Source organism: Fibrivirga algicola (genome assembly GCF_011742925.1).
GTDB classification, from domain to species: domain Bacteria; phylum Bacteroidota; class Bacteroidia; order Cytophagales; family Spirosomataceae; genus Fibrella; species Fibrella algicola.
On record NZ_WAEL01000003.1, the window covers coordinates 350,251 to 364,926 of the forward strand.

The 14,676-nt window shown below is 51.4% G+C and carries 13 protein-coding genes and 2 tRNA genes; 4 read left to right on the plus strand and 11 right to left on the minus strand.

The window, feature by feature from the left end:
- Positions 1-7 precede the first annotated feature (7 nt).
- The 6 genes from F7231_RS09915 to F7231_RS09940 all read right to left on the minus strand — a co-directional run bounded on the left by F7231_RS09915 (position 8) and on the right by F7231_RS09940 (position 7,263).
- Complete coding sequence (locus F7231_RS09915; protein ID WP_085410906.1) at positions 8-1,501, minus strand: FtsZ/tubulin family protein; 1,494 nt, start codon at positions 1,499-1,501, stop codon at positions 8-10.
- Between the two features lie 111 nt (positions 1,502-1,612).
- Positions 1,613-1,987 carry a hypothetical protein gene (locus tag F7231_RS09920; protein WP_085410907.1) on the minus strand — a complete coding sequence of 125 codons (375 nt, stop codon included), beginning with the start codon at positions 1,985-1,987 and terminating at the stop codon, positions 1,613-1,615.
- 128 nt (positions 1,988-2,115) lie between these two features.
- A complete protein-coding gene (locus F7231_RS09925; protein ID WP_166691778.1) occupies positions 2,116-3,393 on the minus strand; it encodes a hypothetical protein in 1,278 nt (425 codons plus the stop codon).
- A 75-nt stretch (positions 3,394-3,468) separates the two neighbouring features.
- Positions 3,469-4,086: a hypothetical protein gene (locus tag F7231_RS09930; protein ID WP_166691779.1), complete on the minus strand. Its 618-nt coding sequence runs from the start codon at positions 4,084-4,086 to the stop codon at positions 3,469-3,471.
- Positions 4,087-4,203: 117 nt separating this feature from the next.
- Positions 4,204-5,601, minus strand: a complete 1,398-nt coding sequence (locus tag F7231_RS09935; protein ID WP_085410910.1) for an efflux RND transporter periplasmic adaptor subunit — start codon at positions 5,599-5,601, stop codon at positions 4,204-4,206.
- Positions 5,602-5,712: 111 nt separating this feature from the next.
- Complete coding sequence (locus F7231_RS09940) at positions 5,713-7,263, minus strand: TolC family protein (protein WP_229369772.1); 1,551 nt, start codon at positions 7,261-7,263, stop codon at positions 5,713-5,715.
- An 83-nt stretch (positions 7,264-7,346) separates the two neighbouring features.
- Here F7231_RS09940 and F7231_RS09945 point away from each other — a divergent pair, with 83 nt between their 5' ends.
- Entirely contained in the window at positions 7,347-8,162 is an 816-nt protein-coding gene (locus F7231_RS09945) for an aminotransferase class IV (protein WP_166691780.1), read from the plus strand.
- Between the two features lie 172 nt (positions 8,163-8,334).
- On the opposite strand, the gene F7231_RS09950 is transcribed toward F7231_RS09945, so the two are convergent.
- Together F7231_RS09950 and F7231_RS09955 are read right to left on the minus strand one after the other, a co-directional pair.
- The gene (locus F7231_RS09950) at positions 8,335-9,015 is read right to left on the minus strand and encodes an ABC transporter ATP-binding protein (protein ID WP_085410913.1); all 681 of its coding nucleotides are present in this window, start codon (positions 9,013-9,015) and stop codon (positions 8,335-8,337) included.
- A 321-nt stretch (positions 9,016-9,336) separates the two neighbouring features.
- Complete coding sequence (locus tag F7231_RS09955; protein WP_085410914.1) at positions 9,337-10,410, minus strand: DUF4097 family beta strand repeat-containing protein; 1,074 nt, start codon at positions 10,408-10,410, stop codon at positions 9,337-9,339.
- A 455-nt stretch (positions 10,411-10,865) separates the two neighbouring features.
- On the opposite strand from F7231_RS09955, the gene F7231_RS09960 reads away from it, so the two are divergent.
- Positions 10,866-10,941, plus strand: a tRNA-Gly gene (locus tag F7231_RS09960).
- Positions 10,942-10,979: 38 nt separating this feature from the next.
- Positions 10,980-11,064, plus strand: a tRNA-Leu gene (locus F7231_RS09965).
- A gap of 406 nt (positions 11,065-11,470) precedes the next feature.
- On the opposite strand, the gene F7231_RS09970 is transcribed toward F7231_RS09965, so the two are convergent.
- Positions 11,471-11,977 carry a cupin domain-containing protein gene (locus F7231_RS09970; RefSeq protein WP_166691781.1) on the minus strand — a complete coding sequence of 169 codons (507 nt, stop codon included), beginning with the start codon at positions 11,975-11,977 and terminating at the stop codon, positions 11,471-11,473.
- A gap of 77 nt (positions 11,978-12,054) precedes the next feature.
- Entirely contained in the window at positions 12,055-12,816 is a 762-nt protein-coding gene (gene tpiA / locus F7231_RS09975) for a triose-phosphate isomerase (RefSeq protein ID WP_085410915.1), read from the minus strand.
- 249 nt (positions 12,817-13,065) lie between these two features.
- Here tpiA and F7231_RS09980 point away from each other — a divergent pair, with 249 nt between their 5' ends.
- Positions 13,066-14,328: an aspartyl protease family protein gene (locus F7231_RS09980; protein WP_085410916.1), complete on the plus strand. Its 1,263-nt coding sequence runs from the start codon at positions 13,066-13,068 to the stop codon at positions 14,326-14,328.
- 66 nt (positions 14,329-14,394) lie between these two features.
- Here the strand turns inward: F7231_RS09980 and rpmB are convergent, their stop codons facing one another.
- Positions 14,395-14,634 carry a 50S ribosomal protein L28 gene (rpmB, locus tag F7231_RS09985; RefSeq protein ID WP_085410917.1) on the minus strand — a complete coding sequence of 80 codons (240 nt, stop codon included), beginning with the start codon at positions 14,632-14,634 and terminating at the stop codon, positions 14,395-14,397.
- Between the last annotated feature and the right edge of the window lie 42 nt (positions 14,635-14,676).

Sequence of the window (14,676 nt, forward strand, 5' to 3'; positions counted from 1 at the left end):
ACCGATTTTACGCATCAGCCAACTGACGATTCAGCGGGCCTAATTTCTCAATGCACTTGTCGGCAACTTCCATCATAAGCTGCATAAAGCGGGCTTCGCTGGTTGGAAAAGCCGCTTTCAGGTTGTTTTGTGCTTTGCCGGCTGCTTCCTGCAAAAATCCTTCGCTGATGCCTTTGCTGAAAAAACTCGTTTCGATGCGTTTCGACCGGATCAGCCCATTAAAATCACTGTCCAAATCGAAAGGAGCGAAACTACGGTCGTTCACGGCTAGCTCACGAAGCCACGTTTTGTAGGCGTTGATGAAGTTGTCGAGTGAGGTGTAGAACGTACCTGACCGCAGTGTTTGCGGCAAATTCAGTTCTTTGGCGAAGGCTTCGCCGAGGTTATTCGGCACAAAATCGGTGTAGAACTTTGCGGCGTAGGTGAACCGAACGAGTGGTTCCAGCAAGTTCTGATACGTCACATCGCCAAAATGAGCCAGATCGAGGCTGCGATCATTCCGGCGAAGGCCATACTCGAGGTAGCGTTTATCGGTGCTAAACTCACCAGCACCCCGACGGGCAAAGTCGAGCACAGCTTCGGCGGCGAGCATCTCTACCACGTGCGCATTGTTGGCCTGCTTGGCACCACCCTCCACGTTTGGATACAACTTGGCACCGGGTCGATCACCGATGTAATAAAGCGCGTCAAGGTCGATCTGACTCTGGTAATACGACAACGCCGCTTTCGTTTTCGACAAAAAGCGGTTCTGGTCAATGGCGCTCTGGCTGTTTTCTTCCAGTGCGAAATAAGGCATTACCGTCACCGCACCTTTTTTGGCGTTGCGGATCGGCATTTTCTGGCTGGGGTGTTGCAGCAATTTTACCAGTTGCGGAAAACCTGCCGACCCGGTCCCGCCGAAGATCGAGCTAATGACGAAAATCCGGTCGGTCTGGTCGTTGAAGGCGCTGATGAAGTACTTGTACACCGGTGAATCTTCCAGTGCATTGAACACCACACTGCCAATGTTCGGGTTCCCCTTAAAGCCAACCGACAGGTTCAGTTTCAACTCTGCGCTGGTCGGTTTGGCTGAGTTGTCGTACAGTAGTTTCAGGAATTCACGGTCGATTTCCTCCATGCTGCTGACGTTCAGAAATTCCTCGAACGTCCCCTGATGGTCGGTCAGTTTCGGCAATACCGAATCTCCAATCTGCTGTTGGGCATTTTCGGCCTGCAACGTACCCAGCGGCTGCAACGACGTGCCGAAGAAGGGGCGTCTTGTGCCACCGCTGGTGCCGTTGCGATCCTGCGGGCCGTTGGGATAACCGGCCGTGCGAAGGCTGCGGTACAGCTCTACCAGACGTAGCGCGCGCTCGGTGTCGCCGTTCTGCATATCCATATCCAGCAAAATCGGGATAATCGTCAGATCATTGGGTACGTTGGCACCCGAGGCCAGCAACATCGTCAGCGACCGCAATACGCGGGCACCCGTACCACCAATACCGAATAGGAAAAGTTTCATGGGAAGGAAGTTTGGGGGTTGGTGTATGAGGTTTGTCGTGACGCTGCTAACTAGCTAACTCGTAGGTTGGCAACGCAACGACAAAACATAAACGCCAAACGTCAAACTAATTTAAAATGGCGTTCTCTTGGCGAAGATGGATGCATTCTTCAACGCCAGTGAAAACAGAAAAAACAGGATTGCGGCAACCAGTACATTGACGCCGCCAAAGCCGGTCATGTACGAATCAGCATCATCGGCACCGGTACGGTCTTTGGCGTACCAAACGGCGTAGGCGTAGGCGAAGATCAACGTACCCACAAGCGCAATAGCCCAATGCAGGGTACGGTGAAAAACGGGTTTCCAGCGGCCCAGCGCCACATAGAAGATCACAGCAATGCCCAACGACACCAGCAATGTCATGGTACCAACCGGCGTGAAGATTTCGTCGACGTAGATGGGGTCATTATTCTGACCCAGGAAGAGTTCGTAAATGGATGTGAACATGGAAGGAAGAAGCAGGCTCAGCGTAGTCCCCCGCCCGGAAGGGAGCCTGCTGGTACACGTTCAGCTACATGATGTAAGCTAGTGTGCCAGCAGGTTCCCTTCCGGGCGGGGGACTGCGCCGAATACATTTAGTTTTTACTTAGTTTAATGGTCATTGCGGCAAATTCGTTGGCGTTGGTCTGGTACGCCTCGCGAACGCCGGTCATTAGGTGTTCGAGGGCAAAAGTTTTGTTACGCCGTCCGTCGGCCGTCCGATCGTCCATAGTCGACCAATCGGTGTACCACGAATCGAAGCGCACGGGGAGCTTCAACGTCACGGTGGCGTCGTCGGCAAACAAATTATCAACGCGGAAGGTGAGTACGTGCGTATTCTGACTTAGTAGTTTTTGTTCGCGGTCGCTCATACGGCCCGTTTCAACCGCCGATTTACGCTGCACTTTTATCAGCTTCACGGTGCCATTGTCAGCAGCAATGTTCAGGTTTTTCTGCAGGTACGTTTCGGCCTGCGCATAGTCGGGCAGGGCGGCCAGGTTCAAGCCAATGGCAAACTCGATCGGCTTCGCTTTACGACCCATCTCAATGTTGGTGAGGTTATTACGCTCGGCCCGCCATTCGCCACTTTTATTGAGGCCAAAAAACAGATCGTACTGCTTCAGCGCACCGGCTGCACCAAAATCGAGCCGCTTGGCGGGTGCCGTCGACAGGCTTTCCAGCAACTGCTGGGTAAACGGACCAATCAGGCTCTGCTTGCCGATCACCCACACATAAAATGGGCGGGGTTCGCCTTTTAACGGCTGTTTCTGGTTCTGGTAGGTATAATAGGTACCGTTGAAGGGCGACGTATAAGCCAGCACCGTTGCGCCGATTCCCTGCTTGCTAAACGTAGCAAACTGATCATACATGCTATTCTTCAACGTACTCGACGCGTCATTCCGGTTAATCTCCGGGTTGCTTTTGATGTCGGCATCGGGAAACGACAGAATGCAGTCAGAGATAAGGATAGCGACGTTGTTTCCTTTTGCCTTCTCACCTACCTGCCTGAAAATCTGATGCAGCTCCGAGCTTTTTCCGGTTGCCAGCGGTGTGGTCGCCATCTGCGCCACAAACGTGTTCACGTCGCTGGTTACAGGCTGGGGCTTTCCCGAAATGGTATACAGCGAAACAGGCTTGATCTGGTTGGCTTTCGTTACAATGTCGGCCACCACATCTTTAAACGTAGTGCCCCCTTTCAGGTAGCCGCCCATACTGGCCGAGGTTTCCAGAAAAAAGTGAACAGTACCTACCGTTTCGGCTTTAGCGGGGGCCGTTACCTCATCTTTGGGGGTACGCTTTTTACCGCCCCCACAGGAAGCGACGGTCAGCGTGATGAGCAGCAGGATTATGAAATTTCGGGTGTGTAGAGCCATAGAGTTTGGTTTGTAGTTCGAGGTGTCTAGCTTGTCGGTACACTGCCGACAAACCAGACACCTCGAACTACAAACTTATTTTGATCGATAAGGTAAGATGTAAACGGCAAAACCTAGCGTAAGTAAAGCATAGCCATACCAACCGGTAGCGTCGTCAGCCTCGAAACCGTCGAACGTTTGCCCTACATAGGCAAATAGCGAGGCCCAGGCAATGAGCCAGAAATTCCAGCGGATGCGCCGCTTACCCGATTGGTTTCCCGTTTTAGTTGTATTAACAAAGAAGAGCAGCGCTTCGATAACGAGCAGTACGGCGGCGATTGCCCCGAACGTCGATTCGATCAGCTTTGGGTTGGCGCTTGCATAGCCGCTCTGCTGACCACCCGATAGCAACAGACAAATTAGGGCGCCCACAGACAGCAGGCCACCTATCCAGCTCACACTACTGCCGGCACGTACCTGCGGAGGGGCGTATTGCGTCACGACCGGCTGCGGTGGCCGCATGGGCAGGCTGGCATCGAACTGACTACCGCCTGTATCGACCAGTACCCCATTTCGCAGCGCAACCGGATTACCCGGCCTGATGGGGTGTTGGCTCACTACTTCATCGAGCCGAAAATACTGTACCTGCCCCGCTTCCGTCCTAAGCAGGCCGCATTGCGTGAGCGGATCATAATGGATAATGATACCGTGCATAAAAGGAGTCTGTCATTTACTGTATGTGGTTTGCCGTTGCGATACCCTACACCTCGAAAGAGCAGACCCGGTAAGCAGAGCAACGGCAAACCACAAATAGCAAACGTCAAACTAGTTTTATTCGTCCTCTTTCTTCGCTTTCTGCTTATTCGGATCGCGTTTGGTGATCACGTCACCCGCTTTAAGCTTCTTGGAAACAGCCAGGAAAGGCCCCGAAATTACCTGATCGCCCGGTTTCAGACCTGACAGAATCTCGATGTTCTCGAAATCGCTGATCCCGGTCTTTACTTCCCGCTGAGCAGCCTTTCCGTTGTCGGCCACGAAGACAATTTCTTTTATCGCCGCTTTTTTGCCAGCATTTTTGGTATCCTCTACTGCATTGTCATTAACTGGTTTCGCAGCAGCCAGCAGTTGGGTACTATCAGCGCGCGTGGTTACAGCGGCAATTGGCACAGCCAGAACGCCCGATTTGCGGTCGGTAATAATCTCGACAGAGGCCGTCATACCCGGCTTAAACGGAAATCCTTTCGCGCCCAGCTTCTGCGACAGACCACTGTAGGAGTTGTTCAGAATCTTCACTTTCACTTCAAACTCCGTCACGGCGTCAGATGATATCGACGAGGCAGCACCTGTGCTTCCGGCCAGCCCATTAGCGGTGTTGGCCACTTCGGTTACAATACCTTTGAACTTCAGCCCCGACGTTGTGTACGAATCCACTTCAATATCGGCGGTGTCGCCAAGCGTCACACGCACAATGTCATTCTCATTTACGTTGACCCGTACCTCCATGTTGTTTAGGTTGGCCAGGCGCATAATTTCGGTACCTGCCATTTGCGACGTACCCACCACGCGCTCACCCTGTTCTACGTTCAGTTTTGATACGGTACCGTTGACAGGTGAATAGATGGTTGTTTTACGGAGGTTTTCCTTTGCGTCACGCAGGCTTGCCTGGGCGCTTTGAATGCTGAATTGAGCCGCCCGAACGTTAGCGCGCTGCGCTTCGATATCCTGCTTGGCTACGTTGTAGTTGGCTTCTACCGTTTCGAAATCGGCTTGTGAGATCACTTTATCGGCCAACAGTTTCCGACTCCGCTCATAATCTGCTTTGCTGCGAATCAACCGCGCCTCGGCCTGCAACACACCTGCTTTCGACTGTTCCAGTTGCGCTTTACTCTGATTTACGGTCGCCTCAGCCCGAGCCGAGAACGATTCGTAGTTATCAGGGCGAATACGGCACAATAGCTGACCGGCCTTAACGGGGTCACCCTCTTTCACATACATGGCAATGATTTCTCCCGACACGTCCGGGCTGATTTTTACCTCAATTTCTGGCTGCACCCGGCCCGACGCGCTCACGCGTTCGATGATATCAGTCCGTTGCGCAATGGCAAAATCAACGTCGGTAGTGGGGGGCTTCCCAATAATGCCAGCTTGTTTAGCGGCCACCAGGCCACCAACTAGTATCACGGCTGCGATGCCCAGTATCCACCATAGGCGGTTCGATTTCTTTTTCATGTGAAGAGGGAAAAGCTATAACATGGAGGTGCACAGAGTTATTCTTGAGAAATCAGAGTACAACTCTGTGTAATTCCGTGGCACCTCTATGCACCTTCGTGTTACAGCTTTTTAATCAAAAGTGAGTGGCTTGTTCTGGTAAAAATCTAAGAGCTTAACGCGGAAAATATAGTCGTACTTGGCCTGCACCAAGCTGGCACGGGCACGATCAAGATTACTTTTAGCTACGTTGTAATCCGTTGAGTTAAGCGCACCGGCATTGAACCGGCTCTCTGAGGCCTGGAAAGCACGCTCTAACTGCGTTACCTGTGCGGTGGTGGCCCGGTACCGATTTGATGAGGCCCGTAGATTTGTGTAAGCCGTTTCAATCGTTTGCCGGAGTTGTAAGCGCGTGTTAGCCGCCGCAATTTCAGAATTCTGTTGCTGCAACGTCGCGCTTAGAATACGTGTCCGGGCTTGAGACCGATTGAAGATCGGAATCTGCAATTGCAGGTTTACAGAGCGGTTCAGGTTATTGCCCAGTTGCTCGCCAAAGGAGTAGTCCTGAAGCAGATAATCTGGCTGAACTGTGTAGATGGTAGTTGGTACACCATTGAACTCAATGGTCTGTGGAATTCGCCTTGTTCCGTTTTCTATCGCTTTTTGACGGCCTACATTTGAGTAGAGCGTATTTACAGTGCCATTCAATGTCAGGCTGGGCAATAGGTTAGCTCGGGCCACCTGCACACCAACGGCATCACTGCGTACCCGCAGATCGGCTGCTTTGATATCGGGCACAAACTGCTGGGCAATGTCATACACTTGTTGGGTGGTTTCGGTATACGGTGCCACAGTTGGGTCAGGTACACTGATCGGCTCTACATTGAACCCATCGATGCCGGGTCCACCCGATGGCACGTTCATGGCTTGCAACAGGGCCAGTTTAGCCAAATCGATGTTATTCTGTGCATTTACAATAGCCAGCTCGTCGTTGGCAATCTGCGCCCGAATGTCAAACAGGTTGGCTTCCGGTAACGACCCGGCGTTGACCAACCGCTGCGTACGGTCGAGCTGCGCCTGCGACACTTCGATCTGCCGCTGTGCCACCACCAGTTGCTCCTGACCAGTCAGCACGTTCAGGTAGTTTTGCACCACCGTAAGGCTGACGTTGTTTTCTGTTGCCTTTACCGTTGCTTCGTTCGATTGCTTCAGCAGATCATTCTGACGAATGGTATTCTGCAACAGACCACCATTATACAAAGTCACCTGAGCGGTTGCCTGAAAGTTGTTCGAGAGCACACCCTGGTCAACGAATGCGTTGGTGGCGGGGTTGATATTCCGGCCTGAGTTGTAGCCCTGGCTTAAAAACGCACCCACGTTGGGAAGTCGGTTCAACCGGGCCTGCCGCAATTGCGCTTCACTGCTTTGCAATTGCAGTTGACTTTGACGAATGGTCAGGTTGTTAGCCAGCGCAATATCAATACACTGCTGCAGTCCCAATCGTTGCGGAACCGACTGGCCCGTACCCGGTGCAGCCGTTGGCTGAGTGGGGGCAGGCGTAACAGCGGCAGGCGGTCCACCCACGGTTGTCTGTGCCAAACCAGTTGTTGGCAGGCTACCTGACAGAATAAAAGCGGCCACCCCGCTGGCCAGGCCCATTCGTATGACGGGCAATCGAAACATAATCATGAGCAGTTAGATAGGTCAATGTTACATGCTTACTTTAGCTACGACCACCGTTTTGGGATAAGCGGTGGAAAATCGCCATGAATCTGGTTTATAACTCGGATATACTTCCAGAGGCTGAATTCAGCCTCCCCCCCACCGACCGCGCTTTTCAGTATGGTGATGGCTTGTTTGAGACAATTCGTTACGAAGGCGGTAAAGTCTGGTTCTGGTCTGACCATTACGATCGGCTCATCAGCGGCATGAAGGCCCTGTACCTTGACGTACCTGAGCAGTTTGGTCAAAAAGCCCTGCACACTGCTCTGCTCGCCCTGATTGAGCAAAACGGCTTGGGTCGCAGTCCCGCCCGCATCAAACTTCAGGTGTGGCGGCAACCCGGTGGCTTGTATACCCCCACCACCCATGCCGCCAACTGGCTTCTTACGGCCAAACCAGGCCAGCCGTTTGCGCTCACCGATAAACCGCGCCTGGGCATTTTTCGCGATGTTCGGCTGTCTTCCTCCCGGCTTTCGATGATAAAAACGTTGAACGCCCTCCCGTATGTGATGGCGGGGATATACCGGCAGCAGCACGGATTCGATGACGTAGTCTTGCTGGACACCAATGGACATTTGGCCGAATGTGTAGCCTCGAACCTATTTTGGCTCAAAGACCATCAGCTGGTCACCCCCTCGCTCGAATCAGGCTGCATCAACGGCATCATTCGTCGGCAGTTGCTTCGAACCCATCAGGTAACGGAAGGCTTATTTCTGCCCGACGTGCTGGAAACAGCCGATGCCGTTTTTTGCGTCAATGTAAACGGCCTGCAAACGCTGCTGGGTACGTTACCCGACCGACTGACAAACGTTGTACGCGGAATTTATGATGGGGCGCGTAGTGATGGGTACGTGAATTAAATGGATTGACACGGATTTTGACTGTTAGAGGATTTACTCCTGCACCAGCCAACATACGTTTACAGCTAAGATCCGCGTCAATCCATTTAATTACTGAATTCGTGTAGCCATTCCGCTTAAACCAAAAAGATGCGGCACTCCGTTTAAGTATTTCAAATCCGCGTACAATCGATCATACTGCCGCCGTTTCAGTTTCCAGCCAGCCGTCTTTCAAGCGCAATACGCGGTTACCATATTCGGCGTTAGCTTCCGAGTGGGTAACCTGCACAATCGTGACCCCATCTTTCTGATTCAGCTCACGGAACAGGGTCATGATCTCGGTTGCCTGTGCCGAGTGAAGGTTACCCGTTGGCTCATCGGCAAAAATTACTTTGGGCTGCGCGACAATGGCCCGTGCAATGCCGACCAGTTGCTGCTGCCCGCCCGATAGCTGACTGGGGAACAGATCTTTTTTAGCCACAATATTGAAACGGTCCAGCACATCGGCCACGCGGCTTTTGCGTTCATTGCCTGGCACCCCTTTGTAAAGCAGCGGCGTCTCGATGTTTTCGTAAACGGTCAGTTCATCGATGAGGTGATACGCCTGAAACACAAAGCCAATGTGGCTGCGGTGCAGTTCGGTGCGCCGTTTCTCCGACAGTTTTTGCACAGGCTCGTCCAGAAAACGGTATTCGCCTTCCGACGGCTCTTCCAGCATTCCCAGAATATGGAGTAGCGTGCTCTTTCCCGAACCGCTTGGTCCCATGATCGAAACAAACTCACCCGCTTCGATCGACAGGTTGATACTACGCAGTACATAGGTACGTCCGAACCCGGCCGGATAGTACTTGGAAACGTTCGAGAGCTGAATCATAATTACGTATAGTTGACAAGGTTAAACGATAAAAAGGCCTGTACTAGCTCAAATTCGACGTGCCGCTGCTTTTGAATGATAACAGGAGTACACCGGACACGGCACTACTCCTAAATCCATCTGCGCACTATCTCGAAATGCCGACGAATGCCATGCGGAAAGTAATCAATCTGCTCGACAACGAAGGATGCGATAATCCGGAGGCTTTACCTATGCTACACAAGGTCAATCGCCGTGCCATAGCACAGAAAAGGCCCAAATCGCTTGATTTGGGCCTTTTCTATTTTTTATATCGTCCGCATTCGGACAGCCAATGTCCGGTTAGTTCTGGTTCACATAAACGCTGCCTGCATTGGCTACCAGGCGTACGGGAATGCCGCCGCCGTTCATTTTGCCAACAATCCGGTCTTTCTCAGCCGAGCCGTTAAAGTTGGTCAATGGGGCAGTTACCCGGTTACCACTCAGGTTAAGGTCCATGCCTTTGTTCATGGGCATTTGCACCCGCACGCTACCCGCCGACGTTTCCAGCTTCACAAACTTATCGACCCGACTCATTGCCACCTCTACACTGCCAGCACTGGTCTCAGCGTCAATGCTGCCCGCCATGCTGCGAATGCGGATGCTTCCGCCCGACGTACTTGTTATCAGTTCGCCATCGATGCTCTCACCGCTGATGCTGCCACCCGACGTTTTAGCCTTAATCACTCCGTTGAGTCCCGCTAGCCGAATACTTCCCCCCGAGGTATTCAGGTTGATGGTCCCGTCTGAATTAGCCGCTTCAATGCTACCGCCCGACGTCTCCAGAGTGATCTGGTTATGACAGTCGGTCATCTTGATACTTCCGCCCGATGTGCTTCCATCAATATCACCTTTCAAATCAGCCAGTTGTATGCTACCTCCTGATGTCTGAAACCGCTGCTGACCAGCCAAATTACTCATCTTAATGCTGCCTCCCGATGTGCTTATATTGGTTGTCAAGGCACGGGGCGTGTAAAATTTAAAGCTGATGCTCAGGCCTTTCTTCCAATTCCAGTTACTATTCTTCTGTTTGGCCGTTGCCACCAGCGTGCTTCCCTCCTGCCGAATTGAAATATCATAGTTAGCCAGTCGTTCGTCAATTTCCTCTTTGCTCAGTTCGTCTTTTCCGTTCCAGTTGTTAGCGTGTACGAACATCTCTACGCGTGCTTCTGAACCAGCGCCGCCTTCAACCAAGAGGCTTCCGCCCGACGTTTGCGCTCGTAAGGCGCTGATGCCTTTGAATGTCTGGGTCTTATAAGGTGTCTCATCCCGACTGCCAATCTGAATGGTGGCAACCTCCGTTGAGAATGCCATTGTAGCCCCAATTGGGCTTACAACGAGCGCTGACGCAACGAGAATAGCAGATACAGTTTTCATAAATAGTGCTGGTTATACCGAGTTTCCTGAAAGATGCCGTTTATGCCCTGCACGTTGCAGCCGCCGCTAAAACAGCTATTAAGCGGTTGTAACAATATTATGCCAAAACCATAAGTACCTACTATACAGACAGTTTGTATTCTATAAATAGTCCGCATTCGGACATTTTCACTTGGAGCGGACAAAGCTGACAAGCTAAACTGAGGTCAAACAGCCCATTATCCGCCTACGAACGCACCGGTTGGAGTAAACGCAGGCCTACCAACAGCAGAACCAGTTGGTTTTGCTGACTGGTACGCATTTTTTCGGAGGCATAACGCTCTAACAATGAACCTACTTAGGTAGCTATCTATTTTTTGATTCGTTTTTTTTTCGCACTTCCTCTTGACAGATGCCTCTCAATAGACTACTTTTGCATCATCAAATCGCAGATAGTTATCTGGATTAGATACAACGCGAAAGTAGCTCAGCTGGTAGAGCGCGACCTTGCCAAGGTCGAGGTCGCGGGTTCGAACCCCGTCTTTCGCTCCACGAAAAAAGCACCTTCAAACGGTGCTTTTTTCGTAATTGCCGGGATGGTGGAATTGGTAGACACGCCGGACTTAAAATCCTGTGGGCCACAAGCCCGTGCGGGTTCGACTCCCGCTCCTGGTACACGGCCCTACATCAAGGGTTATCAAGAGTCAACAACAAAAGCCACTGACCATCAGTGGCTTTTGTTGTTTTACACCATGGCTATTTTGATCGGCACTACTCAACTCTTTTCCTTAGCTGATCTGCCAGGTACGTCCGTCACTTTTCGGATGGAGTCGCTCCCTTGGTCAGTTGATCCATACTCTATACAACCAACTGACTACTTGCCAAAGCCCTATTGCCATAGCTATCGTACACAGTAGCACAACCAGCCACGTCAATAGTTTTATGGGGTTAATCGGAGCGGTATGGCGACGACGTGGCACAGTAGCTGATAAAATTAATTATTGGACTGATTTGACTAGGGCAAACCTAACTACGGATCTCTAACCTACCTAAATTGATTACGTAAACCAATCGGTGTCAACTACGTGAGTAGCTGTATAATGGATTCATGTTGTGGAAAAAGGGCCAGCATTGACGCACGATCAGCAAGCTCAAAGTCGCTGAAATCGAAGCCGGGCGCAACGGTACAGCCTACCAAAGAGAATGGAGCGTTGTGGAGCTCGCCAACGGGTTTAGCTCCGAACCAACACCCCGCCGGTACTACAGCCTGAAAAACAGCCCCCTGACTCATATCACTGCCCAGACGAATCGTTGACAACGTACCTGACGTCGGCTCAACCACGTATACGATCAACGGGCCACCAGCGTAAAAATGCCAGACTTCATCGCTCTGAATCCGATGCAGGGCCGACCGGTTATGGTTTTCCAGTAGAAAATAAATAGCTGTGCTATAAGGGCGATCACCTCCAAAACGGCCAGGAAGCGCCGAATGAGCAATTACGTCCGCTGCCTGATACGTTTGCGCATAGTAGCCCCCTTCAGGATGTGGCTCCATCTGGAAAGCAGCAATGTAATCAGATGCGGTCATGGGCATAGTACTCAAGACGTTCGGAAAGCAGGCAAGTTGTGCTGTCACTTGCTTTCCGAACGTCTTGAGGTTTGAGATTACTGTCTCGCTTTTACAATCGTGACAAAGTCACGTGATTTCAGCGACGCGCCGCCAATTAGGCCGCCGTCTACATCAGGCTGTGCGAAGATTTCTTCCGCGTTTTGCGCGTTGCAACTCCCACCGTACAAAATGCTGGTCGCCTGCGCTACGTCATTCCCATATTTACTGGCCAGGTGTTGCCGCAGTTCGTAATGCATCTCCTGCGCCTGCGCCGATGACGCCGTCAGTCCAGTGCCAATAGCCCAGATCGGTTCGTAAGCGATCACAATGTTTGCCAGTTGCTCGGCCGACAGGTGGAATAGGCTTTGGGTCAATTGCTCTTTCACGAAACCGATATAGTCACCCGACTCACGCATTTCGAGCGATTCGCCACAGCAGAAAATGGGTACCAGACCATTGTCGAGGGCGATGTTTACCTTCTCAGCCAGTTGAGCATTTGTTTCGTTGAAATACTGCCGACGCTCGCTGTGCCCCAAAATCACATACTGAACGCCTACTGACTTCAGCATGGCCGCTGAAATTTCGCCTGTGTAGGCGCCAGCTGCCTTTTCGTGGCAGTTCTGAGCACCAAGTGCCAGCTTATCGCCTGTCAGATACGATTTATAGGTAGTCAGGTATAGAGCCGGAGGGCACAGCACGGCTATAACATCGCCAGTTACCTCGGCATTAACCATATTAGTCACCTCCGACACCAGGGCAAGGCCCTCGTCAGCGGTTTTATTCATTTTCCAGTTGCCAGCAACAATCTTCTTACGCATGCGTCTTTGAGAAAAAATGAGTCAATTCGTATACAGGCAGTCATCAGGGCTAACAAAATCAAATCCATAAATGGCTTCGTATTAATTTGTTTCCCCCCTTGACCGTCCTCCATCCGGTTAGAAAGCAGGCGAAAATACAGGTTTTCGGCTTAATGCTGGAAAGCTTTGTAAATCAGCCGCCTTAGGTTCAACTTTTTATGGGTTTTTGAGGTTTTTATAGTAGTTTTCCAGTACGACATTTCCACAATCATGAAAGCGCTGAGCCTACTACTTGGGTTACTATATGGCAGCCTGTCGGCGTTTGCATACGATACTCCGAAAACCCCGGACAAAGATCGTTTTGGTTACTTTTTAAAGGGTAACCGCAAGTCGACACGTATACCGTTCGAACTACATTCGAATCTGATTGTCGTCAAACTGAGAATCAACAATTCGGATACTCTAAACTTCATCCTGGATACGGGCGTCACCAATACGATCGTTACCGATCCCCTGGCCCTGCACCGCCAGCCGCTAAAGCTTACCCGGAAAATGAAGTTAAGTGGGGTAGGTGAAGGGAACAGCCTGTCGGCCATCATTGCCATTGATAACGACCTATCCATGGGTGCAATGCAAGCTACGCATCAGAACCTGGTTATTCTGGAAGACGATATCCTCCGCCTCTCTGAATATGTAGGCATACCGATTCACGGCATTTTTGGCTACGACCTGTTCAACAGCTTTGTCGTAAGCATTGATTTCCGCAACCGGGAGATTACCCTGACCCAACCTAAACAGTATAAATATAGAGCTCGCTTCGGTGACCGTTACCCTATTGTTATTCAGAATGCGAAGCCCTATCTGGATGTAACGGCGCTGCTCTCGGGCGAGCGGTCGGTACCCCTTCGCGTGGTACTCGATACGGGGGCTGGGCACGCGCTGATGCTCGATGGACAATCCGCAATAACGGCCTTACCACGACCCGAGAAGCTGCTGCGGGCACAATTGGGCCGGGGGCTCAACGGGGTTATCAACGGAAGTTTAGGGCGTATTGAGGGGCTTCGACTTGGCCGACACGAACTTCAGAACATCATTGCTTCCTTTCCCGACAGTTCGTCATTGGGCATGCGGCTGGTGAATACCATAGACCGACAAGGAAATGTGGGCTGCGAGCTGCTACGGCGCTTCACGGTAACGTTTAATTACCCGGAGCAGTACATCGTCTTAAAACCTGTACGCCGACTCCTTCATGAGGAATTTGAGCATGACATGAGCGGCCTCGAGCTTAAAGCAAAAGGTGACCGATACCGGACGTATTATGTCGAGAAAATAATGGAAGATTCGCCCGCCGATCTGGCAGGGCTTCAGGAGGGCGACGAACTGATGTTCGTCAACGGTGATCTAGCCAGTGGACTGAGCATCAGCGACATCCACAAATCGTTACAACGCGGTGAAGGCAAGGAGGTTACCCTGGTCGTTCGCCGTAACGGGCTGTTTGTCGTGATCAGCTTTGCCCTGAAACGGATGATCTAAAAAAAGCCTCCTTCCGCTCGGGAAGGAGGCTAATACGGACGTTCACGCAGCTTGTGTAACGGTCGACTACACCGACAAAGTGCCTTTTTTATAGGCATCGAGAAGGGTCGCTTCCAGACCTTTTTTATTGATCGTCTTGATGGCCGACGTCGAAACTTTCAACGTAATCCACTCTCCCGTCGATTCAACGAAGAACCGCTTCTTTTGAAGGTTTGGGAAGAATTTACGTTTCGTTCTATTGTTGGCGTGCGATACGTTGTTACCAACCTGCGTCCGCTTTCCTGTAATTTGACAAACTCTGGCCATGACTGTACTCGTTTTCCGTATGAGGGTGCAAAATTGGCGAAA

Excerpts from the sequence above, each read along its gene's own strand:
- F7231_RS09980 (WP_085410916.1), top strand. The coding sequence starts at position 13,066 with ATGAAAGCGCTGAGCCTACTACTTGGGTTACTATATGGCAGCCTGTCG.
- F7231_RS09935 (WP_085410910.1), bottom strand. The coding sequence starts at position 5,601 with ATGAAAAAGAAATCGAACCGCCTATGGTGGATACTGGGCATCGCAGCC.
- rpmB (WP_085410917.1), bottom strand. The coding sequence starts at position 14,634 with ATGGCCAGAGTTTGTCAAATTACAGGAAAGCGGACGCAGGTTGGTAAC.
- tpiA (WP_085410915.1), bottom strand. The coding sequence starts at position 12,816 with ATGCGTAAGAAGATTGTTGCTGGCAACTGGAAAATGAATAAAACCGCT.
- F7231_RS09945 (WP_166691780.1), top strand. The coding sequence starts at position 7,347 with ATGAATCTGGTTTATAACTCGGATATACTTCCAGAGGCTGAATTCAGC.
- F7231_RS09915 (WP_085410906.1), bottom strand. The coding sequence starts at position 1,501 with ATGAAACTTTTCCTATTCGGTATTGGTGGTACGGGTGCCCGCGTATTG.
- F7231_RS09925 (WP_166691778.1), bottom strand. The coding sequence starts at position 3,393 with ATGGCTCTACACACCCGAAATTTCATAATCCTGCTGCTCATCACGCTG.
- F7231_RS09930 (WP_166691779.1), bottom strand. The coding sequence starts at position 4,086 with ATGCACGGTATCATTATCCATTATGATCCGCTCACGCAATGCGGCCTG.
- F7231_RS09950 (WP_085410913.1), bottom strand. The coding sequence starts at position 9,015 with ATGATTCAGCTCTCGAACGTTTCCAAGTACTATCCGGCCGGGTTCGGA.
- F7231_RS09940 (WP_229369772.1), bottom strand. The coding sequence starts at position 7,263 with ATGTTTCGATTGCCCGTCATACGAATGGGCCTGGCCAGCGGGGTGGCC.
- F7231_RS09955 (WP_085410914.1), bottom strand. The coding sequence starts at position 10,410 with ATGAAAACTGTATCTGCTATTCTCGTTGCGTCAGCGCTCGTTGTAAGC.
- F7231_RS09920 (WP_085410907.1), bottom strand. The coding sequence starts at position 1,987 with ATGTTCACATCCATTTACGAACTCTTCCTGGGTCAGAATAATGACCCC.
- F7231_RS09970 (WP_166691781.1), bottom strand. The coding sequence starts at position 11,977 with ATGACCGCATCTGATTACATTGCTGCTTTCCAGATGGAGCCACATCCT.